This window comes from Martelella endophytica, assembly GCF_000960975.1.
GTDB lineage: Bacteria > Pseudomonadota > Alphaproteobacteria > Rhizobiales > Rhizobiaceae > Martelella > Martelella endophytica.
The window spans coordinates 286,608-310,902 of sequence record NZ_CP010803.1 but is presented as its reverse complement, the minus strand read 5'-3'; the positions used below and the strand labels follow the sequence as shown (position 1 = coordinate 310,902).

Annotated in this window: 19 protein-coding genes; 7 read left to right on the top strand and 12 right to left on the bottom strand. The window is 62.8% G+C overall.

The genetic code is table 11. From position 1 onward, the window contains the following. Positions 1–32: 32 nt before the first annotated feature. The 5 genes from TM49_RS01355 (at position 33) to TM49_RS01335 (ending at position 5,079) form a co-directional block, all read left to right on the top strand. Positions 33–1,013, top strand: coding sequence for a carbohydrate ABC transporter permease (locus TM49_RS01355; protein ID WP_045679214.1), 981 nt, complete (start codon positions 33–35; stop codon positions 1,011–1,013). After that, positions 1,010–1,843, top strand: coding sequence for a carbohydrate ABC transporter permease (locus TM49_RS01350; RefSeq protein ID WP_045679213.1), 834 nt, complete (start codon positions 1,010–1,012; stop codon positions 1,841–1,843). The genes TM49_RS01355 and TM49_RS01350 overlap by 4 nt, the downstream gene beginning before the upstream one ends. Positions 1,844–1,855: 12 nt before the next feature. Beyond that, positions 1,856–2,884 (top strand): ABC transporter ATP-binding protein, encoded by a 1,029-nt coding sequence (locus tag TM49_RS01345; RefSeq protein ID WP_045679212.1) that lies wholly within the window; start codon positions 1,856–1,858, stop codon positions 2,882–2,884. A gap of 57 nt (positions 2,885–2,941) precedes the next feature. Continuing rightward, the gene (locus tag TM49_RS01340) at positions 2,942–3,727 is read left to right on the top strand and encodes a ThuA domain-containing protein (RefSeq protein WP_045679211.1); all 786 of its coding nucleotides are present in this window, start codon (positions 2,942–2,944) and stop codon (positions 3,725–3,727) included. 251 nt (positions 3,728–3,978) lie between these two features. Beyond that, positions 3,979–5,079 carry a Gfo/Idh/MocA family protein gene (locus TM49_RS01335; protein WP_045679210.1) on the top strand — a complete coding sequence of 367 codons (1,101 nt, stop codon included), beginning with the start codon at positions 3,979–3,981 and terminating at the stop codon, positions 5,077–5,079. Positions 5,080–5,180: 101 nt separating this feature from the next. On the opposite strand, the gene ligD is transcribed toward TM49_RS01335, so the two are convergent. The 10 genes from ligD to TM49_RS01285 form a co-directional block, all read right to left on the bottom strand. Beyond that, entirely contained in the window at positions 5,181–7,670 is a 2,490-nt protein-coding gene (gene ligD, locus TM49_RS01330; protein WP_045679209.1) for a DNA ligase D, read from the bottom strand. Then, entirely contained in the window at positions 7,671–8,537 is an 867-nt protein-coding gene (ku, locus tag TM49_RS01325; RefSeq protein ID WP_045679208.1) for a non-homologous end joining protein Ku, read from the bottom strand. A gap of 474 nt (positions 8,538–9,011) precedes the next feature. Continuing rightward, positions 9,012–11,603 carry a PAS domain-containing hybrid sensor histidine kinase/response regulator gene (locus TM49_RS01320; protein ID WP_045679207.1) on the bottom strand — a complete coding sequence of 864 codons (2,592 nt, stop codon included), beginning with the start codon at positions 11,601–11,603 and terminating at the stop codon, positions 9,012–9,014. A 3-nt stretch (positions 11,604–11,606) separates the two neighbouring features. Then, the gene (locus tag TM49_RS01315) at positions 11,607–12,125 is read right to left on the bottom strand and encodes a putative pterin-binding protein (protein WP_045679206.1); all 519 of its coding nucleotides are present in this window, start codon (positions 12,123–12,125) and stop codon (positions 11,607–11,609) included. A 200-nt stretch (positions 12,126–12,325) separates the two neighbouring features. After that, positions 12,326–13,408, bottom strand: a complete 1,083-nt coding sequence (locus TM49_RS01310; protein ID WP_045679205.1) for an ABC transporter ATP-binding protein — start codon at positions 13,406–13,408, stop codon at positions 12,326–12,328. Positions 13,409–13,416: 8 nt separating this feature from the next. Beyond that, positions 13,417–15,654: a glycoside hydrolase family 2 protein gene (locus tag TM49_RS01305; RefSeq protein WP_045679204.1), complete on the bottom strand. Its 2,238-nt coding sequence runs from the start codon at positions 15,652–15,654 to the stop codon at positions 13,417–13,419. 9 nt (positions 15,655–15,663) lie between these two features. After that, positions 15,664–16,482, bottom strand: a complete 819-nt coding sequence (locus TM49_RS01300; RefSeq protein ID WP_045679203.1) for a carbohydrate ABC transporter permease — start codon at positions 16,480–16,482, stop codon at positions 15,664–15,666. Then, complete coding sequence (locus TM49_RS01295) at positions 16,479–17,375, bottom strand: carbohydrate ABC transporter permease (protein WP_045679202.1); 897 nt, start codon at positions 17,373–17,375, stop codon at positions 16,479–16,481. The genes TM49_RS01300 and TM49_RS01295 overlap by 4 nt, the downstream gene beginning before the upstream one ends. A gap of 90 nt (positions 17,376–17,465) precedes the next feature. Beyond that, positions 17,466–18,731, bottom strand: coding sequence for an ABC transporter substrate-binding protein (locus TM49_RS01290; RefSeq protein WP_045679201.1), 1,266 nt, complete (start codon positions 18,729–18,731; stop codon positions 17,466–17,468). A 136-nt stretch (positions 18,732–18,867) separates the two neighbouring features. Next, a complete protein-coding gene (locus TM49_RS01285; RefSeq protein ID WP_045679200.1) occupies positions 18,868–19,926 on the bottom strand; it encodes a LacI family DNA-binding transcriptional regulator in 1,059 nt (352 codons plus the stop codon). A 204-nt stretch (positions 19,927–20,130) separates the two neighbouring features. On the opposite strand from TM49_RS01285, the gene TM49_RS01280 reads away from it, so the two are divergent. Continuing rightward, the gene (locus TM49_RS01280) at positions 20,131–20,736 is read left to right on the top strand and encodes a TetR/AcrR family transcriptional regulator (RefSeq protein ID WP_045684577.1); all 606 of its coding nucleotides are present in this window, start codon (positions 20,131–20,133) and stop codon (positions 20,734–20,736) included. A 43-nt stretch (positions 20,737–20,779) separates the two neighbouring features. Continuing rightward, positions 20,780–21,976, top strand: coding sequence for an MFS transporter (locus TM49_RS01275; protein WP_045679199.1), 1,197 nt, complete (start codon positions 20,780–20,782; stop codon positions 21,974–21,976). Here the strand turns inward: TM49_RS01275 and TM49_RS01270 are convergent. Together TM49_RS01270 and TM49_RS01265 are read right to left on the bottom strand one after the other, a co-directional pair. Beyond that, positions 21,973–23,295, bottom strand: coding sequence for a surface lipoprotein assembly modifier (locus TM49_RS01270; protein ID WP_045679198.1), 1,323 nt, complete (start codon positions 23,293–23,295; stop codon positions 21,973–21,975). The genes TM49_RS01275 and TM49_RS01270 overlap by 4 nt on opposite strands. Positions 23,296–23,300: 5 nt before the next feature. Next, positions 23,301–24,164 (bottom strand): HupA family protein, encoded by an 864-nt coding sequence (locus TM49_RS01265; RefSeq protein ID WP_045679197.1) that lies wholly within the window; start codon positions 24,162–24,164, stop codon positions 23,301–23,303. Between the last annotated feature and the right edge of the window lie 131 nt (positions 24,165–24,295).

The window sequence follows — 24,295 nt, the reverse complement described above, 5'->3', positions numbered from 1 at the left end:
TGGCGGCGGCAGTAACCGACAGGAAACGGGCCATGACCGAAACCTCGTCCGCGCTTCCCCCCGCCACAGGCGGCGGGCGCGAGCGAAGCCTTGAGGATCAGCGCCGCCGCGCCGCCTTCTGGTTTCTCGTGCCGATGCTGGTGATGCTGTTCTGCGTCGCCGCCTGGCCGCTTCTGCGCTCCATCTACTTCTCCTTCACCGACACCACGCTCGACAATCTCTATGGCGGCAAGTGGATCGGCTTCGACAATTATCTCTATCGCCGCGAGCTTTCCTCCGGCCGGGTGCTGTGGCGGGGCACGCTCGCCGATGCCGACTGGTGGAACGCGGTGTGGAACACCGTGCGCTTTTCTATCATCTCGGTGTCGATCGAAACCGTGCTCGGCCTGCTGGTGGCGCTGGTGCTGAATGCCCGTTTCGTCGGGCGCGGCATCGTGCGCGCCGCGATCCTCATCCCTTGGGCGATCCCGACCATCGTCTCGGCGCGCATGTGGGGCCTGATGTTCAACGACCAGTTCGGCATCATCAACGACATGCTGCTCAAGCTCGGCCTGATCGACCACAAGATCGCCTGGACCGCCAATATCGATACCGCGATGATCGCGGTGCTGATCGTCGATATCTGGAAAACGACGCCATTCATGGCGCTGCTCTGCCTTGCGGGCCTGCAGATGATCCCGCGTGACATCTACGAGGCGGCGAAGGTCGATGGCGTCAATCCGGTGAAGGTGTTCTTCCGCGTGACGTTGCCGCTGGTGCGCCCGGCGCTGATGGTGGCGGTAATCTTCCGCATGCTCGATGCGCTGCGCATCTTCGACCTCATCTACGTGCTGACGCCGAATTCGGCGGCGACCAAGACAATGTCGATCATCAGCCGCGAGAACATGATCGACTTCAACAAGTTCGCTTACGGCTCGGCACAGTCGACGCTGCTGTTCACCATCATCGCGCTATTCGTCATCCTCTATATCTGGCTCGGCCGTGTCGATCTCGGCGGGAAGGATGCACGATGACAGCCACCGATATCATCAAGAAGGTCGCCTTCTACTTCGCCGTTCTCCTGATCGTCGTGGTCGCGGTGTTCCCGTTCTACTACGCCATCCTGACGAGCCTTGAGACCGGCACGGCTCTCTTCCGGGTCAATTACCTGCCGGAAGTCATCGACTTCGCCAACTATGTCTCGGTGCTGACGGCGCGCAACTTTCCGCGTTCGGTGCTGAACTCGGTGTTCATCGCCTCGGTCACGGTGCTTGGCGCGCTGTTCCTCGCCGTCACCGCGTCCTATGCGCTGGCCCGTGTCCGGTTCCGGGGCAGGGCGCTGCTGCTGATGACCATCCTCGCGGTCTCGATGTTTCCGCAGATCGCGGTGCTTGCCGGCCTGTTCGAGCTGGTCCGTTTCCTCGGCATCTTCAACACGCCTTGGGCGATGATCCTCTCCTACACGATCTTCACCCTGCCGTTCACCGTCTGGGTGCTGACCACCTTCATGCGCGATCTGCCGCTTGAAATCGAGGAGGCGGCGATCGTCGATGGCGCCACGCCGTGGGTCATCATCACCCAGGTGTTCCTGCCGCTTCTGTGGCCGGCGCTGGTGACGACCGGACTTCTCGCCTTCATCGCGGCCTGGAACGAATTCCTGTTCGCGCTCACCTTCACCGCATCCGAGACCCAGCGCACGGTGCCGGTCGCGATCGCGCTTCTGTCCGGCGCATCGCAGTTCGAAACCCCGTGGGGCACCATCATGGCCGCATCCGTCCTCGTCACGGTGCCGCTGGTGCTGCTCGTTCTCATCTTCCAGCGCAAGATCGTCTCCGGCCTCACCGCCGGTGGGGTCAAGGGCTGACGGGAGGCAAAAATGGCTCAGATTGAACTGAAAAAACTCCGCAAATCCTTCGGCGCCATCGAGGTCATCAAGGGTATCGACCTCGAAATCCAGAAGGGCGAATTCATGGTTTTCGTCGGCCCGTCCGGCTGCGGCAAGTCGACGCTCCTGCGGCTGATCTGCGGGCTCGAAAGCATCTCCGGCGGCGAATTGCTGTTCGATGGCCAGCGGATGAACAACGTCATCCCCTCGAAGCGCGGCATCGCCATGGTGTTCCAGTCCTACGCGCTCTATCCGCACATGACCGTCTACAAGAACATGTCCTTCGGCATGAAGCTTGCCAAGGCGACGTCTGCGGAGATGGATGAGCGGGTGCGCAAGGCGGCCGAAATGCTGCAGATCGAGCATCTGCTCGACCGGCTGCCGCGCCAGCTTTCCGGCGGCCAGCGTCAGCGCGTGGCGATCGGCCGCGCGATCGTGCGCGACCCACGCGTCTTTCTGTTTGATGAACCGCTGTCGAACCTCGACGCGGCGCTGCGTGTCGCGACCCGCCTCGAAATCGCCCGGCTGCATCATGAAATGGACAATGTCACCATGGTCTATGTGACGCATGACCAGGTGGAGGCGATGACGCTGGCGGACCGGATCTGCGTGTTGCGCGACGGCCGGGTGGAGCAGGTGGGCACGCCCTCCGAGCTCTACGAAAAGCCTGCCAATCTCTTTGTCGCCGGCTTCATCGGGTCACCGAAGATGAACTTTCTCACCGGCGCCTTTGCCGACCGTTTCGATTGCGCCACACTCGGCATCAGGCCGGAGCATATCGATATCGTCGGCGCCGGCGAGGGGTTGTGGCAGGGCAAGGTCATCCACACGGAAGACCTCGGCTCCGACCACCACCTGTTTGTCGATATCGGGGCTGAGGAGCCGCTGACGGTGCGCCAGGGCGGCAAGCTGGATACGGCGATTGGCACCGAGGTGTCATTGGCGCCGTCCGATCCCGGCTTCATCCATCGCTTCGACAAGGATGGATTGCCGCTTTCGGAAACCGCGCCGGTCGCCTGAGCATTAAAGGATCGAGGGCCGGGTTCGCCGGCGCCTCCAGCATGAAGGAAGAAAACGATGACGATAAGGACCCTCGTCTGGGGTGAAAACGTGCATGAGAAAACCAACAAGCGGGTCGCGGAGCTTTATCCGGACGGCATGCATGCCTGCATCGCCGGCGCGCTGAACAAGGATGCCGGCATCAGCGCCGAGACCGCGGTGCTGCAGGATGCCGAGCACGGCCTGACGGCCGAGCGGCTTGCCAACACCGATGTGCTGATCTGGTGGGGTCACGCCGCCCACGGCGATGTCGACGACAAGGTTGTCGAGCGTGTCTGCGAGGCCGTCTGGGGCGGCATGGGCATGATCTTCCTGCATTCCGCCCACTTCTCCAAGCCGTTCAAGCGGCTGATGGGCGCGCCCTGCAACCTCACCTGGCGCGAGGCGGGTGAGCGCGAACGGCTGTGGGTGACCTCCCGCAACCACCCGATCGCAGCCGGCATCGACAACTATTTCGAGCTCGAGAACGAGGAGATGTACGGCGAGCCCTTCGGCGTTCCGGAGCCGCTGGAGACCGTGTTCGTCAGCTGGTTCCAGGGCGGCGAGGTGTTCCGCTCCGGTCTCACCTACAAGCGCGGCGCCGGCAACGTCTTCTATTTCCGCCCCGGCCACGAGACCTACCCGACCTATCACAACGAAAACGTCCTGAAGGTCATCACCAACGCCGTGCACTGGGCCCACAACCCCGCCGCCCGCCTGGCAGATTCGACCGCTGCCCCGAACGTCCCCGTCGACAAGGCGCCGGAAAAGATCGAGGAACGCGGCGTCACGCTGCATCAAGCCGGCGAGGCCGGGTTCCGGTAAGGCGGGTTTCTGAACTACGGCAACCGCCCCTTGCTCCAACCGATCTCCCACCTTGGGGGGGAGATGTCGCGAAAGCGACAGAGAGGGGTGAAGGGCGCAAGCCCTATAAGCCGCAATCTCCGAACCAGCCGATAGGGCCCCCCCCTCTGCCCCTGTCGGGGCATCTCCCCCTCAAGGGGGGAGATTGGTGAAGAAAGCCATCCAGGACAGAAAAACACCGGGCGCTACGCCCAATTCGGGAGACCGATGAGATGAAGAAGACGAAGAAACCGGTTCGTGTGCTGATTATCGGCACGGGCGGCATGGCCCGCGTGCATGCGCAGTCGTTCAAGGAGATGGAGGGCGTCGAGGTTGTCGGCGGCGTCGATACACGGCCGGACGTGCTGAACACCTTCTGCGACAAGCATGGCATTCCCGGCCGCTATACATCGCTGACCGAAGCGCTGGAAAAATGCGACTTCGATGCCGCCTCCAATGTCACGCCGGACGGCATCCATTATGCCACGACCCTGCCGCTGCTTGACGCCGGCAAGCATGTGCTCTGCGAAAAGCCGCTCAGCACGTCCTATGAATTCGCGGCCGAGATGGCGGCGAAGGCGAAGGACGCGGGCGTGGTCAACATGATCAACCTTTCCTACCGCAATGTCGCGGCCCTGCAGAAGGCCGCGGAACTGGTGGCCGAGGGTGCCATCGGCACGGTGCGCCATTTCGAGGCCTCCTATCTGCAGAGCTGGCTGACACAGGCGGCCTGGGGCGACTGGCGCACGGAGCCCGGCTGGCTGTGGCGGCTTTCGACCGAACACGGCTCCAAGGGCGTGCTCGGCGATGTCGGCATCCACATCATCGATTTCGCCACCTTCATCGCCGGCATCGCGCCGGAATCCGTATCGTGCCGCACCGCCGTGTTCGGCAAGGCCGAGGGCGGCAAGATCGGTGAATACACGCTCGATGCCAATGACAGCTTCGTCATGCATCTGAAGCTTGCCAACGAGGCGATCGGCACGATTTCCGCCACTCGCTTCGCCTCCGGCCATCACAACGATCTGAGGCTGCGCATCTATGGCGATCTCGGCGGACTGCAGGTGCTGTTCGAGCGCAATGAAAGCGTGCTGCGCGGCTGCATCGGCCCCGAGGCAATGCTGAACGAGACCTGGACCGACATCGAGTGCCCGAAGGTCCCGACGATCTACGATCGCTTCATTGCCGCGATCCGTGGCGAAGAGCCGGCCGAGCCGACCTTCGAACGCGGTGCGGAACTTCAGCAGGTGCTCGACCTTGCCGGCCGCTCTCAGGACATGGATTGCCGGTCGCTGAGGCTGGAACCGGTGGAAGAAACCATCGCCGCCGTATGACTGAGGCCCGCCGTCGCGGCGGCGGACCTTTGCCTGACGGCAGAGCTCCGCGTGTCGGGGATGCTCCTACATTCGCGGGCGTTTGATGGGTGTTGCGGGGCCTAATCGGCGAGCTTCTCCAGTTTGTCGATGACCTTGGCCGAAAGCGATTGCGGCTCCTTGAAGGCTTTGACATAGGGGCAGGGGGCGGCAAGCCGCTTGTCCATGTCGGGAAGGGTGAAGGCGGCGGCGGATTTCATCGGCTTCAGCTCCTCCCAGGTCACCGGTGTCGCCACCGGCGCGCCCTCTCGCGCGCGGACGGAATAGGGCATGATCGCGGTGGCGCCGCGCTCGTTGCGCAGCCAGTCGATGAAGATCTTTCCCTTGCGCTTTTCCTTCGACATTGTCGCGGTGAAGCGCTCCGGCTCGCGTTCGGCGAGGATATGGGCAAAGGTTTTTGCAAACATCTTCAGCGTGTCCCAGCTCACCGTGCGCCGCAGCGGCACGGTGACATGGATGCCCTTGCCGCCGGTGACCATGGCAGTGGCGGCGAGGCCGAGTTCTTCAAGCAGGTCGCGCATGTCGAAGGCGGCCTTCTTCGTTTCCGCAAAGCCGAGGCCCTCATCCGGATCGAGATCGAAGATCAGCCGGTCCGGTCGTTCGAGCCGGTCGACGCGCGAACCCCAGCCGTGGAACTCGATCGTGCCGAACTGCGCGGCGGCGACGAAGCCCGCAGGCTTCTTCGTATAGAGATACTGCGCCGTGCTGCCGTCCTTTTCCTCGATATCGATCTCGGTGAGTTCGTCCGGAAAGCCCTTGCCGGCGTGCTTCTGGAAAAAGCCTTCATCCGCGATGCCGGAAGGATAGCGCAGCAGCGAAAACGGCCGCTCGCCGCTCGCCTCCAGCATGCGTTTGCCGGCGCGTCCGTAATATTCGGCGAGGTCGCCTTTGCTGATCCCGGCCTTGCCGAAAAGCTGCCGGTCGGGATGGGAGATGGCGATGCCGGCGACCTTCACCGCATCGCTTGCCTTGCTTTTCTCCGGTGCCACCGTCTTTGCCTCCTTGTCGTCGCGCAGGCCGAGAAAGGCGCCGTGGCGGATATGGCCGTCAGCCGTGAACTCGGCAAAATCGACCTCCGCCACCAGTTCCGGTGTTACCCAGCGCGCCTTGCGGGCAATCGAGGCCGGCACATCGTCGAAGGGCGAGGTCTTGCGGGCGCGCGCGGAAAACTCTTCGGCGAGCGTTTCCAGCGTTTCCTCCGAAAAGCCGGTCCCAACCCGACCGCGATAGTGAAAACCGCCGTCCTCATCGAACTGGCCCACCAGCAGCGACGAGAACGGACGCCCCTTCTTGTCCGACGGCGAATAGCCGCCGATGACGAATTCCTGCCGCTTCGTACATTTCACCTTCCGCCAAGTGCTCGTGCGGCTGTGGCTATAAGGCGCATCGGCCCGCTTCGAGATGATGCCCTCGCCTCCCGCTTTGCAGATCTGCTTCAGGATATCACTGCCGTCGCCGGTGATATAGGTGCTGAGTCGCACCGGGCCATCGGGATCGAGAGGCGCAAGCGCCTGTTCCAGCACCGCCTTGCGGTCGGAAAGCGGCTTCTCGGTCAGCGATTTGCCCCCACGTTCGAGAATGTCGAAGACGTAGAAAACCAGTGCGCCGTCGTCGTGCAGCGCCTGCTGCAGGGCGGAGAAGGCCGATTGTCCCTTCGGGATATCCGCCGCCATGATCTCACCATCGATCAGCAGCGTCTCGTTGCCAAGCACCTCGAAGGCGCCATCGAGGGCGGCATATTTCTCCGTCCAGTCCTTGCCGGAGCGGGTGAAAAGCCTTGCCTTGCCGCCGGCAATGGCGGCGATGCAGCGGTAGCCGTCGAACTTGGTCTCGTGCAGCCAGTCCTCGCCTTCGGGCGCGGTGTCGTAAAGCGTCGCGAGCTGCGGTTTCCGGAAGGCGGGCATCTTCTTCGCCGATTTGCTCTCGGCGGCTTTCGCCTTAGCGGGCCTTGTCGAAGGTTTCTTCGGCGGCTTGTCGGATTCGATCCCCTTCAGCGACCGGCCCGTCTTGACGCTCCTGAGGTTCTTCTCGGTCAGTGCGTCAGGCGTGTCGCTTGCGGTCTCGTCGCGCTCCTTGATCAGCAACCAGTTTTCGCGCTTTTCGCCACTGCGGCGGCGCATGCGCACCAACGCCCAGCCGCCCTGCATCCGCTCGCCGGAGAGGTTGAAATGCAGCTTGCCGGATTTCAGGCCTTCGGCCGGATCGTGCAGTGGTTCCCATGTGCCCCTGTCCCAGACCATCACTGTGCCGCCGCCATAATGCCCCTTGGGGATCGTGCCCTCGAAGTCGGCGTAATCCAGCGGATGGTCTTCGGTGCGCACGGCAAGGCGCTTTTCGCCGGGGTCGTCGCTCGGGCCGCGGGTCACTGCCCAGCTTAGCAGCGCGCCATCCCATTCGAGGCGGAAATCGTAGTGCAGGCGGCGGGCATCGTGCTTCTGGACGACGAAACCGAGCGTCTTGCCGGCCTTTTTCGGCCCGCCGCGCTTCGGCTCACGGGTCTTCGAGAAGTCGCGGCGCTGTTCATATTCGGCAAGGCGGTCGGCTTCAGCCATCTAGGATGCCTTCTTCCTGCTGGTGCGCGAGGATGACTTCTTCTGAACTGCCGACGATTTCGATGCCGGCTTCTTCTTCGTGCCCTCGACGCTCTTCTTCAGGGCACTCATCAGGTCGACGACATTGTCGCTGGTGCCCTCTCGCTTCTTGTCCGCACCGGCGGTGGTCCGCGGCGTCTTGCGGTTCTTGCGCTTCTTCTCGACCAGTTCGAGCAGGGCTTCGCGGTAGTGATCATGAAAGTTCGAGGCGTCGAAAGGCGCCGACTTGCGCTCGATCAGCGTGGTCGCGACCTCGAGCAGTTCCTCGTCGCTCGCCTCGTCCTCGATCGAGGAGAACAGCGGGTCGGCATTGCGGACCTCGTCGGCATAATGAAGCGTTTCAAGGAGCAGCCCGTCGCCGCAGGGGCGCACGGCGGCCAGATATTCCTTGCCGCGCAAGGTGATCTGGCCGATCGCCGTCTTCTCGGATTTGCGCAGTGCGTCGCGGATCACGCGATAGGCGTCCTCGGCAAGGTCGTCGGCGGGCACGACATAGTAGGGCTTGTCGTAATAGAGTGGCGGAATTTCGCAGGAGCCGACGAACTGCACCAGTTCGAAGGTCTTCTTCGTTTCGAGCTTGATCGCATCGATTTCCTCGGGGTCGATCAGCAGATACTCGCCATTGTTCTCGTAGCCCTTTACGATGTCATCCGCCTTGACCGGCCCAACGCCCTCGGCGACCTTTTCATAGTGGATGGGTTTGCCCGAAGGTTCGTGGATCTGGCGGAAGCCGATATGGGCCGACCGCTTGGTCGCCGAGTGGAGTTCCACGGCGATCGACACCAGCGAAAGCCGCATCTGCCCTTTCCAGACTGCTCTTGAGGCCATGTCCCGCTCCTACGCTTTACGCCAAGAAAAACGACGGCGCCGAGGCAAATGTTCCGAAAATGCAGAAGAGCCCACCGGTGGAAACCGGCGGGCTCTTCGATGCGGGCGTGGTGGGTTCTTGTGCCGTCCGGAGCACGGGGGGGAGTTGTTCTGGACGGCGTGGACAGACGCGGCAAGCGCTTTGGGAGCGACTGTCCTGCCTCCTGCGCCCGCATTCGTCGGGATTACGGCGCCCCGTCGAATGGGATTGAACGTTTCGAGCAAAACGGGCTTTTGCGCGCCTTGCCGGAGACTGACTGATTTCGGTGCAACCCTCCTTCCGTGGTCGCCCTTCCGAAGAAGGATGTTCTCTCTCGTTGCAGGATGAGAATAGGAGATCGGGCGGGGAAATTGCGCGCTCCGGCGGACAGTGGCAGGTGCCATCCGGATTTCGCGACTATGCTTCGGTATAGCCGGTTGGGACTGGATGGCGCGCTAGAGGGCGGGGTCGTCGGCAATCGTCTTCAGCGCGGCAAGGGTCTGCTCGGCCGTCTTCAGGACGCTGTCGCAGAGCGCGTCGAGCTGGTCTCGCTCGCCATGCCTGGCGGCCGACTCGATTTCGAGCAGGTGAGCCCTGAGCGCGACGGCGCCGAAGACGGCTGCGGAGCCCGCCATCTTGTGGGCGCAGGCCGCAAGCGCTTCCAGATCCTGCCGGTCTTCCGGCCGTGCGCAGAACCGTTCGCGCGATTCGCCGAGTTCGCTGATGAAACGGTCGATCTGCCGGCGGAACATTTCGGGCGGCAGCGCTTCGAGAAGCTCGGTCACCGTGCGCCGGTCCACGAGGCCGGAGGGAATCGGCTTTCGTGCCGGCGCGTCCGTGGTCCGGCGTTCGGAAAGCGAGGCCATCACCTCGGCGATCCGGGCGGTGCGCAGCGGCTTGACGATGCAATCCTGCATTCCGGCTTCGATAAGCTGTTTCTGTTCCTCGGGAAGCGCGTGCGCCGTCAGGCCGATGATCGGCGTCTCGCGGGAGGCACCATCGCCGCCGCGAATGGCCCGGGTTGCGCCGAGCCCGTCGAGGCGGGGCATGCTGATATCCATGAAGATGACGTCGAACCGCGTCTTCTCTGCGGCTTCGACGCCCTCGATCCCGTCGCGGGCTTCGCTGACCTGGCAGCCGTAACGCGACAGCATCTCGCGGGCGACGAAGCGGTTGGTCTCGTTGTCCTCCACGATGAGGACGGAAAGCGGCGTCTTGGGCCCGGGATCGGCCGGAGGGGGCTCGACGTCCGCCTCGCTTTCGGCCTCATCGGGCGCCGTCAGCGGTGGCAGATGCAAGAAGAAGCGGCTGCCGCGGCCAGGCTCGCTCTCCACGCCGATCTCGCCGCCCATGAGCTCGACGAGCCGCCGCGAGATCGCGAGACCAAGCCCCGATCCCGGTGCTGTCCGCTTGTAGGACGGGTCGAGCATCACGAAATCCTCGAAGATCCGGGCTGCATCTTCCGCGGCAATGCCGATGCCCGTATCCTCGACCACGAACGCCATGGAACCATCGCTCCCCTGCGGGCGGGCGGTGACGGTGATGTGGCCGTTCTCCGTGAACTTCACCGCATTGCCGACGAGGTTGATCAGCACCTGGCGCAAGCCGTGCCGGTCCTGCGCGAAGACGACGCCGGACGGCGCGTCGACGGTTATCGTGTTGTGGCGGGCAAGGGCTGCCGGCTCGTTCATCTTCTTCAACTCGGTGAGGAGCGGCAAGACCTCGAACCGGCCCGGACTAAGCCGGGTCACGCCGGATTCGATCCGGTTGATGTTCAGCACATCGTCGATATGGCGCTGCAGGATCTCGCCGGAGGTGATGGCCGTGCGCACATAGTCGCGCTGCTTGCGGGTCAGCCGCGTCTCGCTCAGCATGTCGAGCAGGCCCATCACGCCGTTCAGCGGCGTGCGCATCTCGTGGCTCATCACGGCCAGGAAATCGGACTTTGCCTTGGCTGTGGCGACCGCATCGTCGCGCGCCCGCGTCAGGGCTTCCTGGGTGCGCAACCGGTCGGATATGTCGCGCAGATAAGTCACGATCAGCCGGCCGGTTCCGCTGCGGATCACCGCGACGGAAAGCTCCGCCGGAAAGCGCGTGCCGTCGGCGCGTATCAGGTCGATTTCGAGCCGACCCGACAGATGCACGTCCTCGGCGACTTCCTTGCCCAGATAGCTGGCGCGGCGTTCGCGGAACTGCTCGCGCTCTTCCGGCGGGATGATGAGCTGATCGGTGCGCTTGCCGAGAACTTCGTCGCGCGAATATCCGAAGAGCGCCTCCGCCGCGGGACTGAAATCGAGGACCCGCGCATTCTCGTCGGAGACGAGGATGGCGTCGAGCGAGGCATTGATGGCGCTCTCGTGGAGGCGGTTCTGCATCTGCAGTTCCGCGGTCTTCTGGCGGGCGACCCGGAACTGCCAGATGAACATGACAAGCGCCAGCACCATGGCGATGAGAAGGATGCCTGCGACCAGCGCGGTGCGCAGGACGAGTTCGGTAAACAGGCGCCGATCGAGGTCGGAGCGTTCCGCGCGAACCCGCACACCCTCGAGCGCGATCTCGCGCACCGCTGGCTGGATGGCCGCGAAGGCTTCCACCATTTCAGGCAGCGCTGCCGCCAATACCGCATCGCTGCCGTCGATGGCGGGGATGAGCCGATCGAGAGTTTCGGAGATCCCGTCAAGCAGCCGGGGTGCCTTGGCATCATCGGGCTCGCCGTCGAAGAATGAACCGTTCTTCAGCGTATCGACACGGCTGTAGAAGATGTCGAAGCGCTGCCGCAGGTCGGCAAGAGTTCGGCCGTCGGGATCATGGGAGGCGGTATCGAGCGCTTCGCGCAGGGTCAGCAGTTCCACCTGCGCCTGCGCCATCGACCACTGGACATTGTCCGTCGACGCCGCCTGCAGCCGGTGAAGTTCGCGCGTGAGCTGGAAGGCGAGGAAACAGAGCAGGATGGCGACCGCCAGCATGGCGAGGGCTGCAATGAGGTAGACGCCGCGCCAGTCGCGCCGTTCAAGGCTGTTGGCGTTCCTGTTCTGCAGCGTCAGCATGGCTCAGTCTTTGACCTCGATCGACTTCAACTGCCATATGCTACGCGAATAGGTGACTTCTGTCTTGTAGGCGGGCTCATCGTCAAACGGATATATGAGCCATAGCGGGCCGTTGTCGCGAACGGAGAGCGTCCGGCCATCCTTGCGGGTGGCGAGGATCGGACCATCGGCAAACGCATCCGCCGCGGGCATCTCGACCGCGTATTCGTTTAGCGCTGTCAGCCTGAGCGTCTTGCCCTTTGCGCCGACAAACGCGAGCAGAGCGGTGAGGGTGGGGCCGGAGAATTCCGAAACGCCGCTGGTCCAGATCGTTGCCGTCCTGAAACGGCGCTGCGGCAGGGCATCGAGCATGGCCATGTCGAATTCGGCCTTGCCGTCGGGCGTGTTGACGTTGGTGATAGCACCCTCGACCGTGAGGATGATCGGGCCGTCCGGTTGCCGCAGCTCGCTGGCGCTGAGATCGCCGACGCCGAAAAGCAGGGTGGCTGCCAATGCGGAAAGAAGCATGCGCCTTTTTATCATGGGGCTCGTCCTTTTCCCGGAAATCGCCAGCACTTGTTTACGAAAATCCGTGGATGACAGACCGGCAAACAAGTGTGGTGTGGCTATACGGAAGTATAGGATGGCGGCTTCAGGTGCCGGATTTGGGCAGGGACGAGACGATAAACGACGCGCTGCAGGCGCTCGGCGCATCTGAAGCGGTCAGGCAAAGGGCCGGTGGTTCAGCGCGAGATGCGCTTGCCGGCTTCATCGAAGATGTGGACGGCGGTCGTATCGAAAGCGACGCGGATGGTGGTTCCGGTCTTCAACTGATGCTGGCCGCCGAGCACGGCCATCAGCCGCTCGCCGTTACCGGCCTCGCCATAGACGACGGTTTCCGTTCCAAGTGCCTCGACGAGACTGATTGCCATGTCGATCGCCGGTTCGTTCGCCTCGGCAAGGCGGATATGCTGCGGCCGGACGCCGACGGTGACCGTAGCCCCGTCGGGACGTGCGGCTTCGAAAGGCACCTCCATCGCCTCCGAGCCGAGCAGGCTGAGTTTCAGGCTATCATTGTCGTAGTCGGTCACGGTCGCGGGCAGGAAGTTCATCGCCGGCGAGCCGATGAAGCCGGCGACGAAAAGATTGGCCGGCGTGTTGAAGAGTTCGAGCGGGGTGCCGATCTGCTCGACCTTGCCTCCGCGCAGCACCACGATCCGGTCGGCCAGCGTCATCGCCTCCACCTGGTCGTGGGTGACATAGATCATTGTCGTCTTCAGCCGGTCATGGAGAGCCGATAGTTCGGCGCGCATGTGCACGCGCAGTTCCGCATCAAGGTTGGAGAGCGGTTCGTCGAACAGGAACACATCCGGATGGCGCACGATGGCGCGGCCGATGGCGACGCGCTGGCGCTGGCCGCCGGACAGCGCCTTCGGCTTGCGATCGAGATAGGGTTCGAGCTCCAGCATGCGGGCGGCTTCCATCACCCGGGTCTCGATTTCCTTCTTGTTCATGCCGGCGAAACGCAGGGCGAAGCCCATGTTCTCCCGAACCGTCATGTGCGGATAGAGCGCATAGGTCTGGAACACCATGGCGATGCCGCGCTTGGCCGGGTCCTCGTCGGTCATGTCCTTGCCGCCGATGGCAAGCGAGCCGGCGGTGATGTCCTCGAGCCCCGCAATCATCCTCAGAAGCGTCGACTTTCCGCAACCGGATGGCCCGACGAAGACGATGAACTCGCCCGACTTGATGTCGAGATCGACGCCCTTGATGACCTCGACGGCGCCGAAGGTCTTGCGGATTTCGTTGAGGGAAACATCAGCCATGGCAAACCTCAGGAGATCGTGAATGTGACGGTCTGGTCGTCGAACGGGCGGCAGCGGACGGAAAGCGTCAGCGTGCCGGGCTCATCGCCAGCCTCGATATAAAGACCGGCCGTGCCGCCCTTGAAGCTTGCAAGCTCCGGCCCGACGATGCGGCCGGGGCCCTCGAGCGAGAGGGCCACCGGATCGTCGAAGAAGGACAGGATATTGCCGCACTGGTCGAGGGCGCGCAGGATGACGCGTACGCAATCCTTTTCGCCAGCCTTGAGGTCGGTGGCGTCGGGCGCGACCTGAAGCGTTGTCGGCAGGGGATTGGCGGCGAGCTTCATCGTCTTCACCGCCTTGCCGCCGACATAGCCGATGATTTCGCCATCGAACCAGCGTACCCCCCATTCGCCGAATTCCTCCGGGGAAACGTCATGCCTGTCGAGGATCGCCGGTGGGTGCGGCAGGTGCGGATAGGTCGCCCGGTCCGGCTCGACCCGCTTCGGCTGACTGTTGCCGACACGGATTTCGACATAGTCGCAATTGGTCAGCACGATCAGCGGCAGTACACCGCCGATATTGCGCTCGCCGCGGGCCCAGAAGGTGACCGGCTGCAGCACCACGCCGTTCTCCGGCTCGCCCTGCGAGGCATAGGCGAAGGCCGCAAGCTTCGGCTCGCGGTACATGTCCATGACGCCGTGATAGCAGATGCGATCGCCCGAGCCGAAGTCCTGGTGGGTGTTGTAGTCGAACATGCACCAGCCGGTGCCGCCGGCAATCGTCGGGTCGCCGGCAATCGCGTTCATCATCTGCAGGTGGCGGGTGACGTGCTCGTGCTGGCGTTGTTCCTGATCGAAGCGCTTGGTCGGGTACATGTGGCCGCAATATTCGGTGATCATGTAGGGCACGGTCTTCGAAAGCCGTGTCACCTGCTTCTGGTCGCGGGTAAACATCCGGCCGCGGTTGCGGCCCGGCATTTCCTCGTCGCCAAGGATGAAGTCGTTCATGGTGTAAACGTCTTCCAGCATCTCGCTGTCCTCGATGCAGCGCACGCCGCCGGTCTGGCGGGTGGTGTCGAGTTCGCGGGCGAGCCGGTTGGTCTCGGCGTAGAAATCGTGGTCATCGGGCGATTCATTGATACGAACGCCCCAGATGATGATCGAGGGATGGTTCCAGTCGCGGGTGATCATGCGGCGGACGTTTGCAATCGATTCCTGCTTCCAGCCATCGCCGCCGATATGCTGCCAGCCGGGGATTTCCTCGAAGACCAGAAGGCCGATCTCGTCGCAGCGGTCGAGGAAATATTTCGACTGCGGATAGTGGGACGTCCTCGCCACATTGCAGGCGAGGTCAAATTTCAGGATGTCCGCATCCTTCTCCTGCCCACGCCGGCCCATGGCATAGCCGAGATGCGGCCAGCTCTGGTGGCGGTTGAGGCCGCGCAGCTTCAGCGGCCGGCCATTCAGGCGGAAGCCATCGATCGCGAATGAAACGGTGCGGAAGCCGAAGCGGCTGTGAAAGGCGTCGGTGCCGGCCTCTGTTTCGAGCGTCACCGTCAGCGTGTAGAGCGCCGGATCGTCGATGTCCCAGAGCCGGATGTTCTCGAGCCCCGACATGTCGAGGCTCGCCTGGCTTCCGGAAACGGCGGACTCGGCGTGTGCGATACTATGACCGGCCGCGTCGAAAAGCGTCGCCCGGAGCGTGCCTTCGGTCGGTTCGCCGATGAGATGGACGACCGCGTGGACGCTCTTCTGCGGCGCCAGCGCATCGGGGGTCTCGATCTTGACGTTTTCGATGGCGACCGGCGTCGTCACCTTCAGCCAGACATCGCGGTAGATACCGGCGAAGGTCAGGTAGTCGATAACATTGCCGAAGGGCGGGATCTCCGGATTTTCCGAGCCGTCGATCTTCACCGTCAGCAGGTTGTCGCCATCCTTCAGATGCGGTCCGATCTCGACCTCGAAAGGCGTGTAGCCGTCCTTGTGGGTGATAAGCTCGATGCCGTTCAGCCAGACGACGCTGTCGGCCATCGCCGCGTCGAACACCAGCGAGACCCGCTGGCCGTCAAACGCGGGATCGTAGGCAAAGACCTTCTGATAGGTGAAGGCGCGCTGGTAGAGCGTCTCGTCGAAATAGTTGAAGGGCAGTTCCACCGCCGTGTGCGGCAGGCGCACCTTTTCGCCATCCCGAAGCGTCGTCGTCGCGGCGGTGTCGAAGCCTTCGGAGAAGACCCAGTCGGCGTTGAAGTTTTCTGTTTCGCGCATCGGATTAACCTATTTGACCGAGCCAAGCATGCCTTCGACGAACTGGCGCTGCATGGCGAAGAAGATGAAGAGGGTCGGGAGCGTGGCCAGGATCGTGCCGATCATCACCGTGCCGTAATCCGGGTAATAGGCCGAGGCGAGCGAGGAGACGACGAGCGTGATCGTCTTGGTCTCGTTCGACTGCAGCACGATCAGCGGCCAGAGGTAGTTGTTCCAGTAGAGCATGAAGACGATGACGAAGGCGGCCGCATAGGTGGAACGCATCACCGGGAAGTAGATGTAGAGGAAGATCTGCCATTCCTTCAGCCCGTCGACCTTGGCGGCATCGCGCAGTTCCGATGGAAACGCCTTGGTCGCCTGGCGGAAATAGAAGATCACGAAGGCCCAGGCGATGGTCGGCAGGATGATGGCGATGTGGGTGTCGATCAGCCCGGCCTTGGCCATCATCATGAACAGCGGGATCATGATCGCCGCAAACGGCACCATCAGGGTCAGCAGCACGACGGCATAGACCTTGTCGCGCAGTTTCGAGCGGAATATCTCGAAGCCGTAGCCCGCAAGCGAGGTGACGGCGAGCGTCAGAACCGTGCCGACGCCGGCGATCTTGATCGAGTTCCACATGATCAGCGGCACGTCGACCTGGGTCATGAAGGTCTGGATATTGGTCAGCAGCGCATGGCCGAACGAGACCTTGCCGATGATGATGTCGGCCGTCGTGTTGGTGGCGCTGATCACCATCCAGATGAACGGAAACACCGAGATGAAGGCGGCAAGGCCGAGCAGGATGTATTGCAGCGAACCGGTGGCGAGGCGGATGTAGCGGGTCATGAACGTTCCCTCGCGGCGTAGAACTGCAGGAAGGAGAGCACCGCCACGATCAGGACGATGACGTAGGAGACGGTCGCCGCGTAGCCGAAGTTCGGCATGAAGCGGAAGGTCAGGTTGTAGATGTAGAGCGACAGGGTCAGCGTCGCATTCGCCGGGCCGCCCGTGCCCTCGGTCAGGTTATAGACCTCGTCGAAGAGCTGCAGTGTGCCGATGGTGGAGGTGATCGTGGTGAACAGGATCACCGGTTTCAGCATCGGAATGGTGATGTGCAGGAAACGGCGGTAAGCCGGCACGCCATCGATGCGGGCGGCTTCATAGATCGACTTGTCGATGTTCTGGAGAGCGGCGAGATAGAATATCATGTTGTAGCCGGTCCAGCGCCATGTGATGGCGAGGATGACCAGCGTCTTTGCCCAGAAGGGATCGGTGAACCACTCGATCGGCGTATCGATGATGCCGATGCCGGCAAGCGTCGAGTTGATGATGCCGTTGGTGGCGAACATACTCTTGAACAGGATCGCATAGGCGACCAGCGACGAAACGCAGGGCAGGAAGATCGCGGTGCGGAACAGGCCCGAAAACCTCAGCCGCGGATTGTTGAGCGCATTGGCGAGGATCAGTGCCAGCATGATCATCACCGGTACCTGGATGACGAGGAAGGTCATCGTGTTGGTGAGCGCCTGCCAGAACACCGGGTCGTTCCAGAGCCTGACGACGTTTCCGAAGCCGACGAACTTCATCATCATGCCGCGACCCGAGAAGGTCGACAGCACGAGCGATCTGATGATCGGGTAGAACATGAAGGTGGCGATCAGGAGAAGCGCCGGGGCGACGAACAGCCAGCCGTTGACGTCGTAGAACCGCTTCAGATTGCCGGGTCTTGCCTTTGCCATGGTGCATTCCGCTTGAAGCGCGACCGAGAGGTTCGCGCAGTCATCCGATTGGGGCGGAAGCGGGCGGGGACATACCCCGCCCGGTCGTCATCACTGGATCTGGAATTTGGCCTGGTCTTCGATGGCCTTCAGCACGTCTTCGATCGGCTTGCCCTGAACCAGAGACTGCAGGTTCGAGGTGACCGCCGTATCAAGCTCGTTGGTGAAGATGCCGTAGTCGACCGGCGGGATCTCGTTCAGCCAGGTCGAGAACATCTGCCAGACTTCCTGGCCGCCGAAGAAGGGATCGGCCTCCTTGTAGGCTTCACCCTCGCGGGCGGCAAGCAGGGAGCCGACGGCGCCACGCTCGGTCAGGATTTTCTGATAGAAATCGACGTCCTTGCCGAAGATTTCATTGAGGAAATCGATCGCCTCGTCCTTCACGTCGGAGGATGACAGCACATACCAGCTCGAACCGCCAAGATTGGAGGCGTGGGTGGCGCCTTCGACGCCGTCGAGCGACGGAATGGGCGCGACGCGCCATTTGCCGGCCTGATCTTCCTGCGCCTTGATGGTGCCGGTGATCCAGACGCCGGTGATTACGGATGCGGTGTTGCCGGAGGTGAAGGCGTTCACGTAGTTGGACCAGCCGGTCGCGGGATAGAGGATGCCCGCATTGGCCATCTTCGCCTGGGTTTCGAGCGCGGCCTTCAGGGCTGCGTTATCGGTGACGTTCAGGTCGCCGTTCTCGTCGAAATACCACTGGCCGGCCGACTGCATCATGATGCGGGTCATGCCGCCGTCATTGAGGTCGATCGAGGTCATCTTGTGACCGGTCTTTTCCTCGACCTGCTTGCCGATCTCGATGAACCGGTCCCAGGTGATGCCTTCCATGTCCTCCGGCTTGAAGCCGGCTTCTTCCAGATAGTCTGTGCGGTAGTAGAGCCCGGTGACGCCGGAATCGAAGGGCATGCCGTAGACCTTGCCGTCCAGGGTCATCAGCGACACCTTGTAGGGAGCAAACCCCGAGTAATCGACGACGTCATCCATCGGCGCAAAGGCGCCGGGGAAGGACTGGAGATATTTCTGCGCGCCGTAATCCTCGATCAGGACGATGTCCGGCAGGGCGCTGGTGGTGCCGGAGGCAAGCGCCGTCTGCAGCTTCTGCTCGACGTCGAGCTTGGCGAAGTCGACGACGTTGAACGTCGTATCGGGATGAGACTGCGTGTAGATCTCGCCCGCTTCCTTCATGATCGCGACGTTGAAGTTCGGGTCCCAGCACCAGATGGTGATTTCGCCGGCAAAGGCCGCCGATGCACTCATGACGCAGGCGCCTGCAAGGGCTACGCCCGAGACGCGCTTCAGCACGTTATCCATGGTATCCTCCCAAAATGGATGTCGATCCAAATTCCTCGAATGCGGCGGGTCCTCTCCAGCCACATGGGGAGCTAACTGCAAATCCTGACGGATGGCAACAAAAAAATTTAGTAAAAAGTTTACCTGACCGCCGCCCTCAGCCCGGGCGGCGGCAGCTGTCGCGCCAGATCATTTCTGTGGGGATCCGCACCCGCTTGGCATATTCACGGCCGTTGATCTGCTCGACCAGAAGGTCGACCGCAGCCTCGCCGATCGCCTCTCCCGGGATGTTCATCGTTGACAGCGGCGGGTTCAGGAACTGGGCGACGGGAATGTCGTTGAACGAGGCGATGGCGATGTCGCCGGGCACGGAAAGACCCGCCTCCTGGATGGCGCGGCCTGTGCCGATGGCGATGTTGTCGTTTGCCGTGAGGATGACATCCGGGCGCTTGTCGCGCGACAGCAGCAGCCTCGCCTGCTCGAAGCCCACCTCGAGGCGCAGGTTCTGGCCATTGTTGCAATCGTCGCTGAGCGCGATCATGTCGGGGTCGAACTGGCCGCGCGCCTTCTGCCAGTTGACGAATGCCCGGCAGCGCGCCTCGCCATAAAGCTCGCCCGGACTGTTGATGCGGTCCTGCGCGCCGATGAAGGCGATGCGCCGGTAGCCGGCGGCCTGCAGGCCGTCGAGGATCGAGACCGTGGCGCGGCCAAGATCGCTGTAAACGCAGTCGAAGCGCTCGTCCTGCGGCACGAAATCGGCGAAGACGAGACATTGGCTGTTTTGCGCCAGAAACTCCACCTCATGGTCGCGGTGCTTGCCGATGGCGATAACGCCGGCCATGCCCTGCAGCATCGCTGCCTCATCGAAGAGCTGGGAATGGAAGACCTTGGCAAGCTCGGCCTCATAGGCGCGACAGCGACGCTCGATGCCGAGGCGGACGCCGATGTAATAGGGGTCGATCAGTTCCTCGTCGGCTTCCAGGAAATGCACCGTCGCCAGATGCGGTAGCGTGAGGCGCCGGTCCTGCAGTCGGATGCCGCCATTCCTGGTGCGGTGTCGGCTGCGTGGTGTCGCATAATTCAGCGCTTCGGCCGTCTCGATGATTGCCTTGCGCTTGACCTCGGTAATCGAAAGCGTCGGGTCGTAATTCAACACGCGGGAGACCGTGCCGGCGGAGACCCCGACAGCCTTGGCGATTTCGCGAATGGTGACCATGTACTCCTCCCGCCGCCGCGCAGACATCACGCGAAGACAGTAAATTTTTACTAAATCCGAAGGCTTTGGCAAGTCCCGTTTGTTGATGCGGCAGTCAAGGCGTGTCCGTCATCAAACGTAGGTGATGGCGACTGCCGCGCAGTCGCTCGATGTCGGCGCAAAAAAAGCCTTGAATTGGAAACGAACGTTTTCTATATCGGCGTCATGGATACGATAGCACCCGTCCGCGGCCCCGGCCGTCCCCGCCGTTTCGATGCCGACGTCGCGCTCGACAGAGCCGTCCGCGTGTTCAGCGAACGCGGCTACCACGCAACCTCGATCAATGATCTGGCCGAGGCCATGGAGCTTGCGCAGGGTAGCATCTACAAGGCCTTCGGGGACAAGCGTGGCGTTTATATCGCTGCGCTTGAGCGCTACCACACCGTCCGCACGCAGTTGCTGGAGGAGGCTGCCGCCTCGGGGCGTACGGGTCGTCAGAAGCTGCGTAATGCCTTGATGTTCTTTGCCGATAGCTCTTTTGGGGAGGAGGGGCGCCGTGGTTGCCTTGTGGTTGGCTCGGCCTCCGAACTTGCGGCTTTCGACGATGAGGCGGCGGCGAAAGTGGCGGCGGCGTTGGTGCGGAAGGAGAAGCTGATGGCCGGATATCTGGAGGAGGGTATTGCGGATGGCTCGGTCGATCCGGGTACTGATGCTGCCGCAGCCGCGCGTTTCATGCTCTGCGTGGTGAACGGCATGCGCGTCACAGGCAAGACCGGGCGCAGCAGGGAGGAGATGGCGGACGTGGTGGAGCTTGCCATGCGCGCCCTCTGATACGGCTTAAAAGAAAACAGATATTTCCAATATAGGGTTCCAGATGTCCTCCTCCTCCATTTCCGCCGAAGCGTCGCTTCCGGCCGGCATCACCTTTCTGCTGGCATCGGCCTGCGGATTGATCGTCGCCAATCTTTATTACGCCCAGCCGCTGATCGGCCCCATCGGCCAGTCGCTGGGGTTTTCGCCGGCCGCCTCCGGCCTCATCGTCACGCTGACCCAGGCCGGTTACGGCCTCGGCCTGCTGCTGCTGGTGCCGCTCGGCGATCTTCATGAGAACCGCCGCCTGGTGCTGACCCTGATGGGGATCGCGACTCTCGGGCTCCTCGGCGCGGCGCTTTCGCCGCATGCGCTGCCCTTTCTTGCGGCCTCGCTGATGATCGGCCTCGGCTCGGTCGCCGTGCAGGTGTTGGTGCCCTATGCGGCCCATCTTGCGCCTGAGGAAGGCCGCGGCCGCGCGGTTGGTAACGTGATGAGTGGCCTGATGCTCGGCATCATGCTGGCCCGCCCCGCGGCGAGTTTCATCGCCGAGTTCGCGCCCTGGCAGACGGTTTTCTGGATATCGGCGGCGGCGATGCTGGCGCTGGCGCTCGTACTGCGCCGGTTATTGCCGCAGCGCGCGCCGCAGTCGAATGTCCATTATGGAGAACTGCTGATGTCGATGGTCAAGCTTGCCCGCACGACGCGGGTGCTGCAGCGCCGCGCCATCTACCATGCCTTCCTCTTCGCCGCCTTCTCGCTGTTCTGGACCGTGACGCCGCTGCTGCTCGGCGGCCCGGCCTTCGGCCTCTCGCAGGGCGGGATCGCGCTGTTTGCGCTCGCCGGCGTTGCCGGCGCAATCGCCTCGCCGATTGCCGGTCGCATCGCCGACCGCGGCTGGACGAAGCCGGCCACGGCTTTCGCCATGCTGGCAGTCGCCATCGCCTTCCTGATCACCCATATCGTGCCGCTGGGCTCTGCGACGTCGCTGGGCCTTCTGGTCGCGGCGGCGATCCTGCTCGACTTCGGCGTTGCCGCCAACCTGACGCTCGGCCAGCGGGCGATCTTCGCGCTTGGCGCCGAGTATCGCAGCCGCCTGAACGGGCTCTATATGGCAACCTTCTTCGCCGGCGGCGCCATCGGTTCCGCGATCGGCGGCGTTGCCTATGCCCAGGGCGGCTGGGCGCTCGCCTCCTGGCTCGGTTTCGCACTGCCGATTCTTGCCCTGCTTGCTTTCTCGACAGAACGGAAAGAAGGCTAGAACTTCTTGGTCAGATAGGTCGAGAAGGTGTTCTTCGAGAAGTCGTAGACGTCGATGTTCGAGAAATTCTGGGTATAGGCATATTCAAGCCGCGGCGCGAAACCCCTGACGGAGAGGTTTCGCAGCGTCAGGCCGAGCGAAGCGACGATGCGCTGGTCGGAGCGCTTTTCGCCGGCCAGATAGGTAATGTCCTGATATTCCCGGTCGTCGACCATCAGCGCGATGTCGGAGATCGCGCCGATGCTCCATTCCCGGAAATACTGGGCGTTCAGCGAGTAGCGGATATAGCTGTTGGTGTCGTTTTCGGCGTCGACATAACCGAGATTGCCGCCGAAGCGGATCGAGCTCGATGACGAGATGCCGTAAAGATGGCTGAGGCCGATCATGGTCTCGCTGCCGTCCAGCGCATCCTGATTGCGGTAGTCGAGCTTGCGCCAGAGAAGCCGCAGCGTGCTGACGCCGCGCCGGCCCATATTGTGGCGCACGGAAAAGGCGGGCCCCAGCGCCGTGCGGTAGGGATCGCCGCCCTTCATCACATATTGACCGGTCAGCCCGCCGGTAAAGGTCCAGTCGCCGACATCGCGGCGATAGTCGACGAAAGTGTCGAGGAAACTGGTGTTGAAGCTCTCGTCGCGATAGGCGGTGCCATCGATGCCGGCGCCGACCGTGATCGCCGAGACCTCATCGAGATCGAAACGATAGGAGCCGTTGAGCTCATAGCCGTAGCCGATCCCGCTTTGTTTGGTTTCCGGCTGGATCGGCACGCCGCCGACATAGACGAGGTCTGCATCGGGCGCCTCGGAGATATTGGTGCTGGGCGCAATCGAGATGTAGCCGTCGAGCGTCCACGGCCTCAGTGTCCGGCTGCGGGCGGCGAAGCGTTCGTAGACGGCGCGCTGCTGGGCATTGGTCGTGCTGTTGGCGAGCAGTTCGTAATGATGCAGGGCAGCACCGCCGGCCCCCTGCTTCAAAAGCACGCCGGCAAGCTCGCGGCGGACATTGCGGGCGTCCGGATTGGCCGAGAGGATCGCACGCAAGGCTTCGGCTGCCTCTGGCAAACGTCCTTGCTGTTCGAGGATCAGTGCCTGGGTGAAGGCTGCCGCCAGCGCCTTGCCCTTCTCGTCGTTGGCGAAGCTTTCGGCAAGCGCCAGCGCATTGTCGTATTCGCCATATTCGACCAGCACGCGCACGGCGTCGAACCCGGTCACCTTTGTCGTCGTGGCGGCGGTCGCATTGGTGGCAAGGGCCAGAAGAATGGCCGCCATGCCGAGAAGGCCGCGCGCCGAAGCGGCGCGCGGTTTGTAATTCCCGATCGCCATCGGGTTCAGTCAGCCTTGTCGGCCTGGAAGACGCCGACCGTGGCCTTGGTCGGATTGTCGAAGTCGTCGACGACAGCGAGGCTGCCGGCGGTCGAATCCGCACCTTCGCCATAGAGCGCCCCGCTCAGGGTCGAATCGGTGTCGGCCGCGTTGCCGCCGATCGTCATGCTGCTTGCGGTATAGGTTCCCGATGTCTTGTCGAGCGAACCGGAGAAGCCGACATCGTCCATCGTGCCGATCGCGGTGCCGTCATCGGTGATCGTCAGGCCGCTGAACGTGCCGTTGACCGCGCCGCTGGTAAAGTCGACGGCGATCTGGCTGTTGCCGGAGACGAGACCGGTGACGCCATCGTTGGCGGCGCTGCCGAAGTATTCGCCGTTATAGGTGCCGGTGCCGGACTGCGGCAGATCGGAAACGGCGTCGCCGCTATAGGCTGCGATGAAATTGCCGTTCAGACCCTCATAGTCACCGACGGTGATGTAGAGAGCGCCGGAAGAGGTATCGTCGCCTGCGCCGAGGAAGGCTTCAAGCGTCGCGGTCTCGTCGCCGAGCGCGGATGTGTCGTTGCCTTCGCTGAAGGAGACGCTCTGTCCGGCATAGGGGCCGGAGGTAAAGGCAAGCGTGAAATTGCCGTCCTCGTCCTCGGTGAAATCGCCGGCCGTGGCGGTCGCTTCCACCGAGCCATCCCTGACCTGAACGATGGTGCCGGCGACAGTATAGTTGCCGTCAGAGCCGCTCGCCGTATTGCCGGTGCCGGTCGAGCCGGTCGTGCTGATATCGATGCCGTCCGAACCGCCGCTTGTGCTGCCACAGCCGGCCAGTGAAATCATTGCCGTTCCCGCCAGGAAGGCCAAAATCAGTTTGTTCATATCCCCTAACTCCGTAAGCGTCATAGAAATCGCGCATGACTGGACGCGCTGGCCGGAACGTTAGCGAGCACAAAAATAAGCCGCGCCCCCCAAATGGGGGGTGAATCCGGCATCGGTTCGGGGTGGGGTGA

Bases quoted from the DNA above. Each gene is read 5' to 3' on its own strand.
- TM49_RS01355 (WP_045679214.1), top strand. From the start codon at position 33: ATGACCGAAACCTCGTCCGCGCTTCCCCCCGCCACAGGCGGCGGGCGC.
- TM49_RS01350 (WP_045679213.1), top strand. From the start codon at position 1,010: ATGACAGCCACCGATATCATCAAGAAGGTCGCCTTCTACTTCGCCGTT.
- TM49_RS01345 (WP_045679212.1), top strand. From the start codon at position 1,856: ATGGCTCAGATTGAACTGAAAAAACTCCGCAAATCCTTCGGCGCCATC.
- TM49_RS01340 (WP_045679211.1), top strand. From the start codon at position 2,942: ATGACGATAAGGACCCTCGTCTGGGGTGAAAACGTGCATGAGAAAACC.
- TM49_RS01335 (WP_045679210.1), top strand. From the start codon at position 3,979: ATGAAGAAGACGAAGAAACCGGTTCGTGTGCTGATTATCGGCACGGGC.
- ligD (WP_045679209.1), bottom strand. From the start codon at position 7,670: ATGGCTGAAGCCGACCGCCTTGCCGAATATGAACAGCGCCGCGACTTC.
- ku (WP_045679208.1), bottom strand. From the start codon at position 8,537: ATGGCCTCAAGAGCAGTCTGGAAAGGGCAGATGCGGCTTTCGCTGGTG.
- TM49_RS01320 (WP_045679207.1), bottom strand. From the start codon at position 11,603: ATGCTGACGCTGCAGAACAGGAACGCCAACAGCCTTGAACGGCGCGAC.
- TM49_RS01315 (WP_045679206.1), bottom strand. From the start codon at position 12,125: ATGATAAAAAGGCGCATGCTTCTTTCCGCATTGGCAGCCACCCTGCTT.
- TM49_RS01310 (WP_045679205.1), bottom strand. From the start codon at position 13,408: ATGGCTGATGTTTCCCTCAACGAAATCCGCAAGACCTTCGGCGCCGTC.
- TM49_RS01305 (WP_045679204.1), bottom strand. From the start codon at position 15,654: ATGCGCGAAACAGAAAACTTCAACGCCGACTGGGTCTTCTCCGAAGGC.
- TM49_RS01300 (WP_045679203.1), bottom strand. From the start codon at position 16,482: ATGACCCGCTACATCCGCCTCGCCACCGGTTCGCTGCAATACATCCTG.
- TM49_RS01295 (WP_045679202.1), bottom strand. From the start codon at position 17,375: ATGGCAAAGGCAAGACCCGGCAATCTGAAGCGGTTCTACGACGTCAAC.
- TM49_RS01290 (WP_045679201.1), bottom strand. From the start codon at position 18,731: ATGGATAACGTGCTGAAGCGCGTCTCGGGCGTAGCCCTTGCAGGCGCC.
- TM49_RS01285 (WP_045679200.1), bottom strand. From the start codon at position 19,926: ATGGTCACCATTCGCGAAATCGCCAAGGCTGTCGGGGTCTCCGCCGGC.
- TM49_RS01280 (WP_045684577.1), top strand. From the start codon at position 20,131: ATGGATACGATAGCACCCGTCCGCGGCCCCGGCCGTCCCCGCCGTTTC.
- TM49_RS01275 (WP_045679199.1), top strand. From the start codon at position 20,780: ATGTCCTCCTCCTCCATTTCCGCCGAAGCGTCGCTTCCGGCCGGCATC.
- TM49_RS01270 (WP_045679198.1), bottom strand. From the start codon at position 23,295: ATGGCGATCGGGAATTACAAACCGCGCGCCGCTTCGGCGCGCGGCCTT.
- TM49_RS01265 (WP_045679197.1), bottom strand. From the start codon at position 24,164: ATGAACAAACTGATTTTGGCCTTCCTGGCGGGAACGGCAATGATTTCA.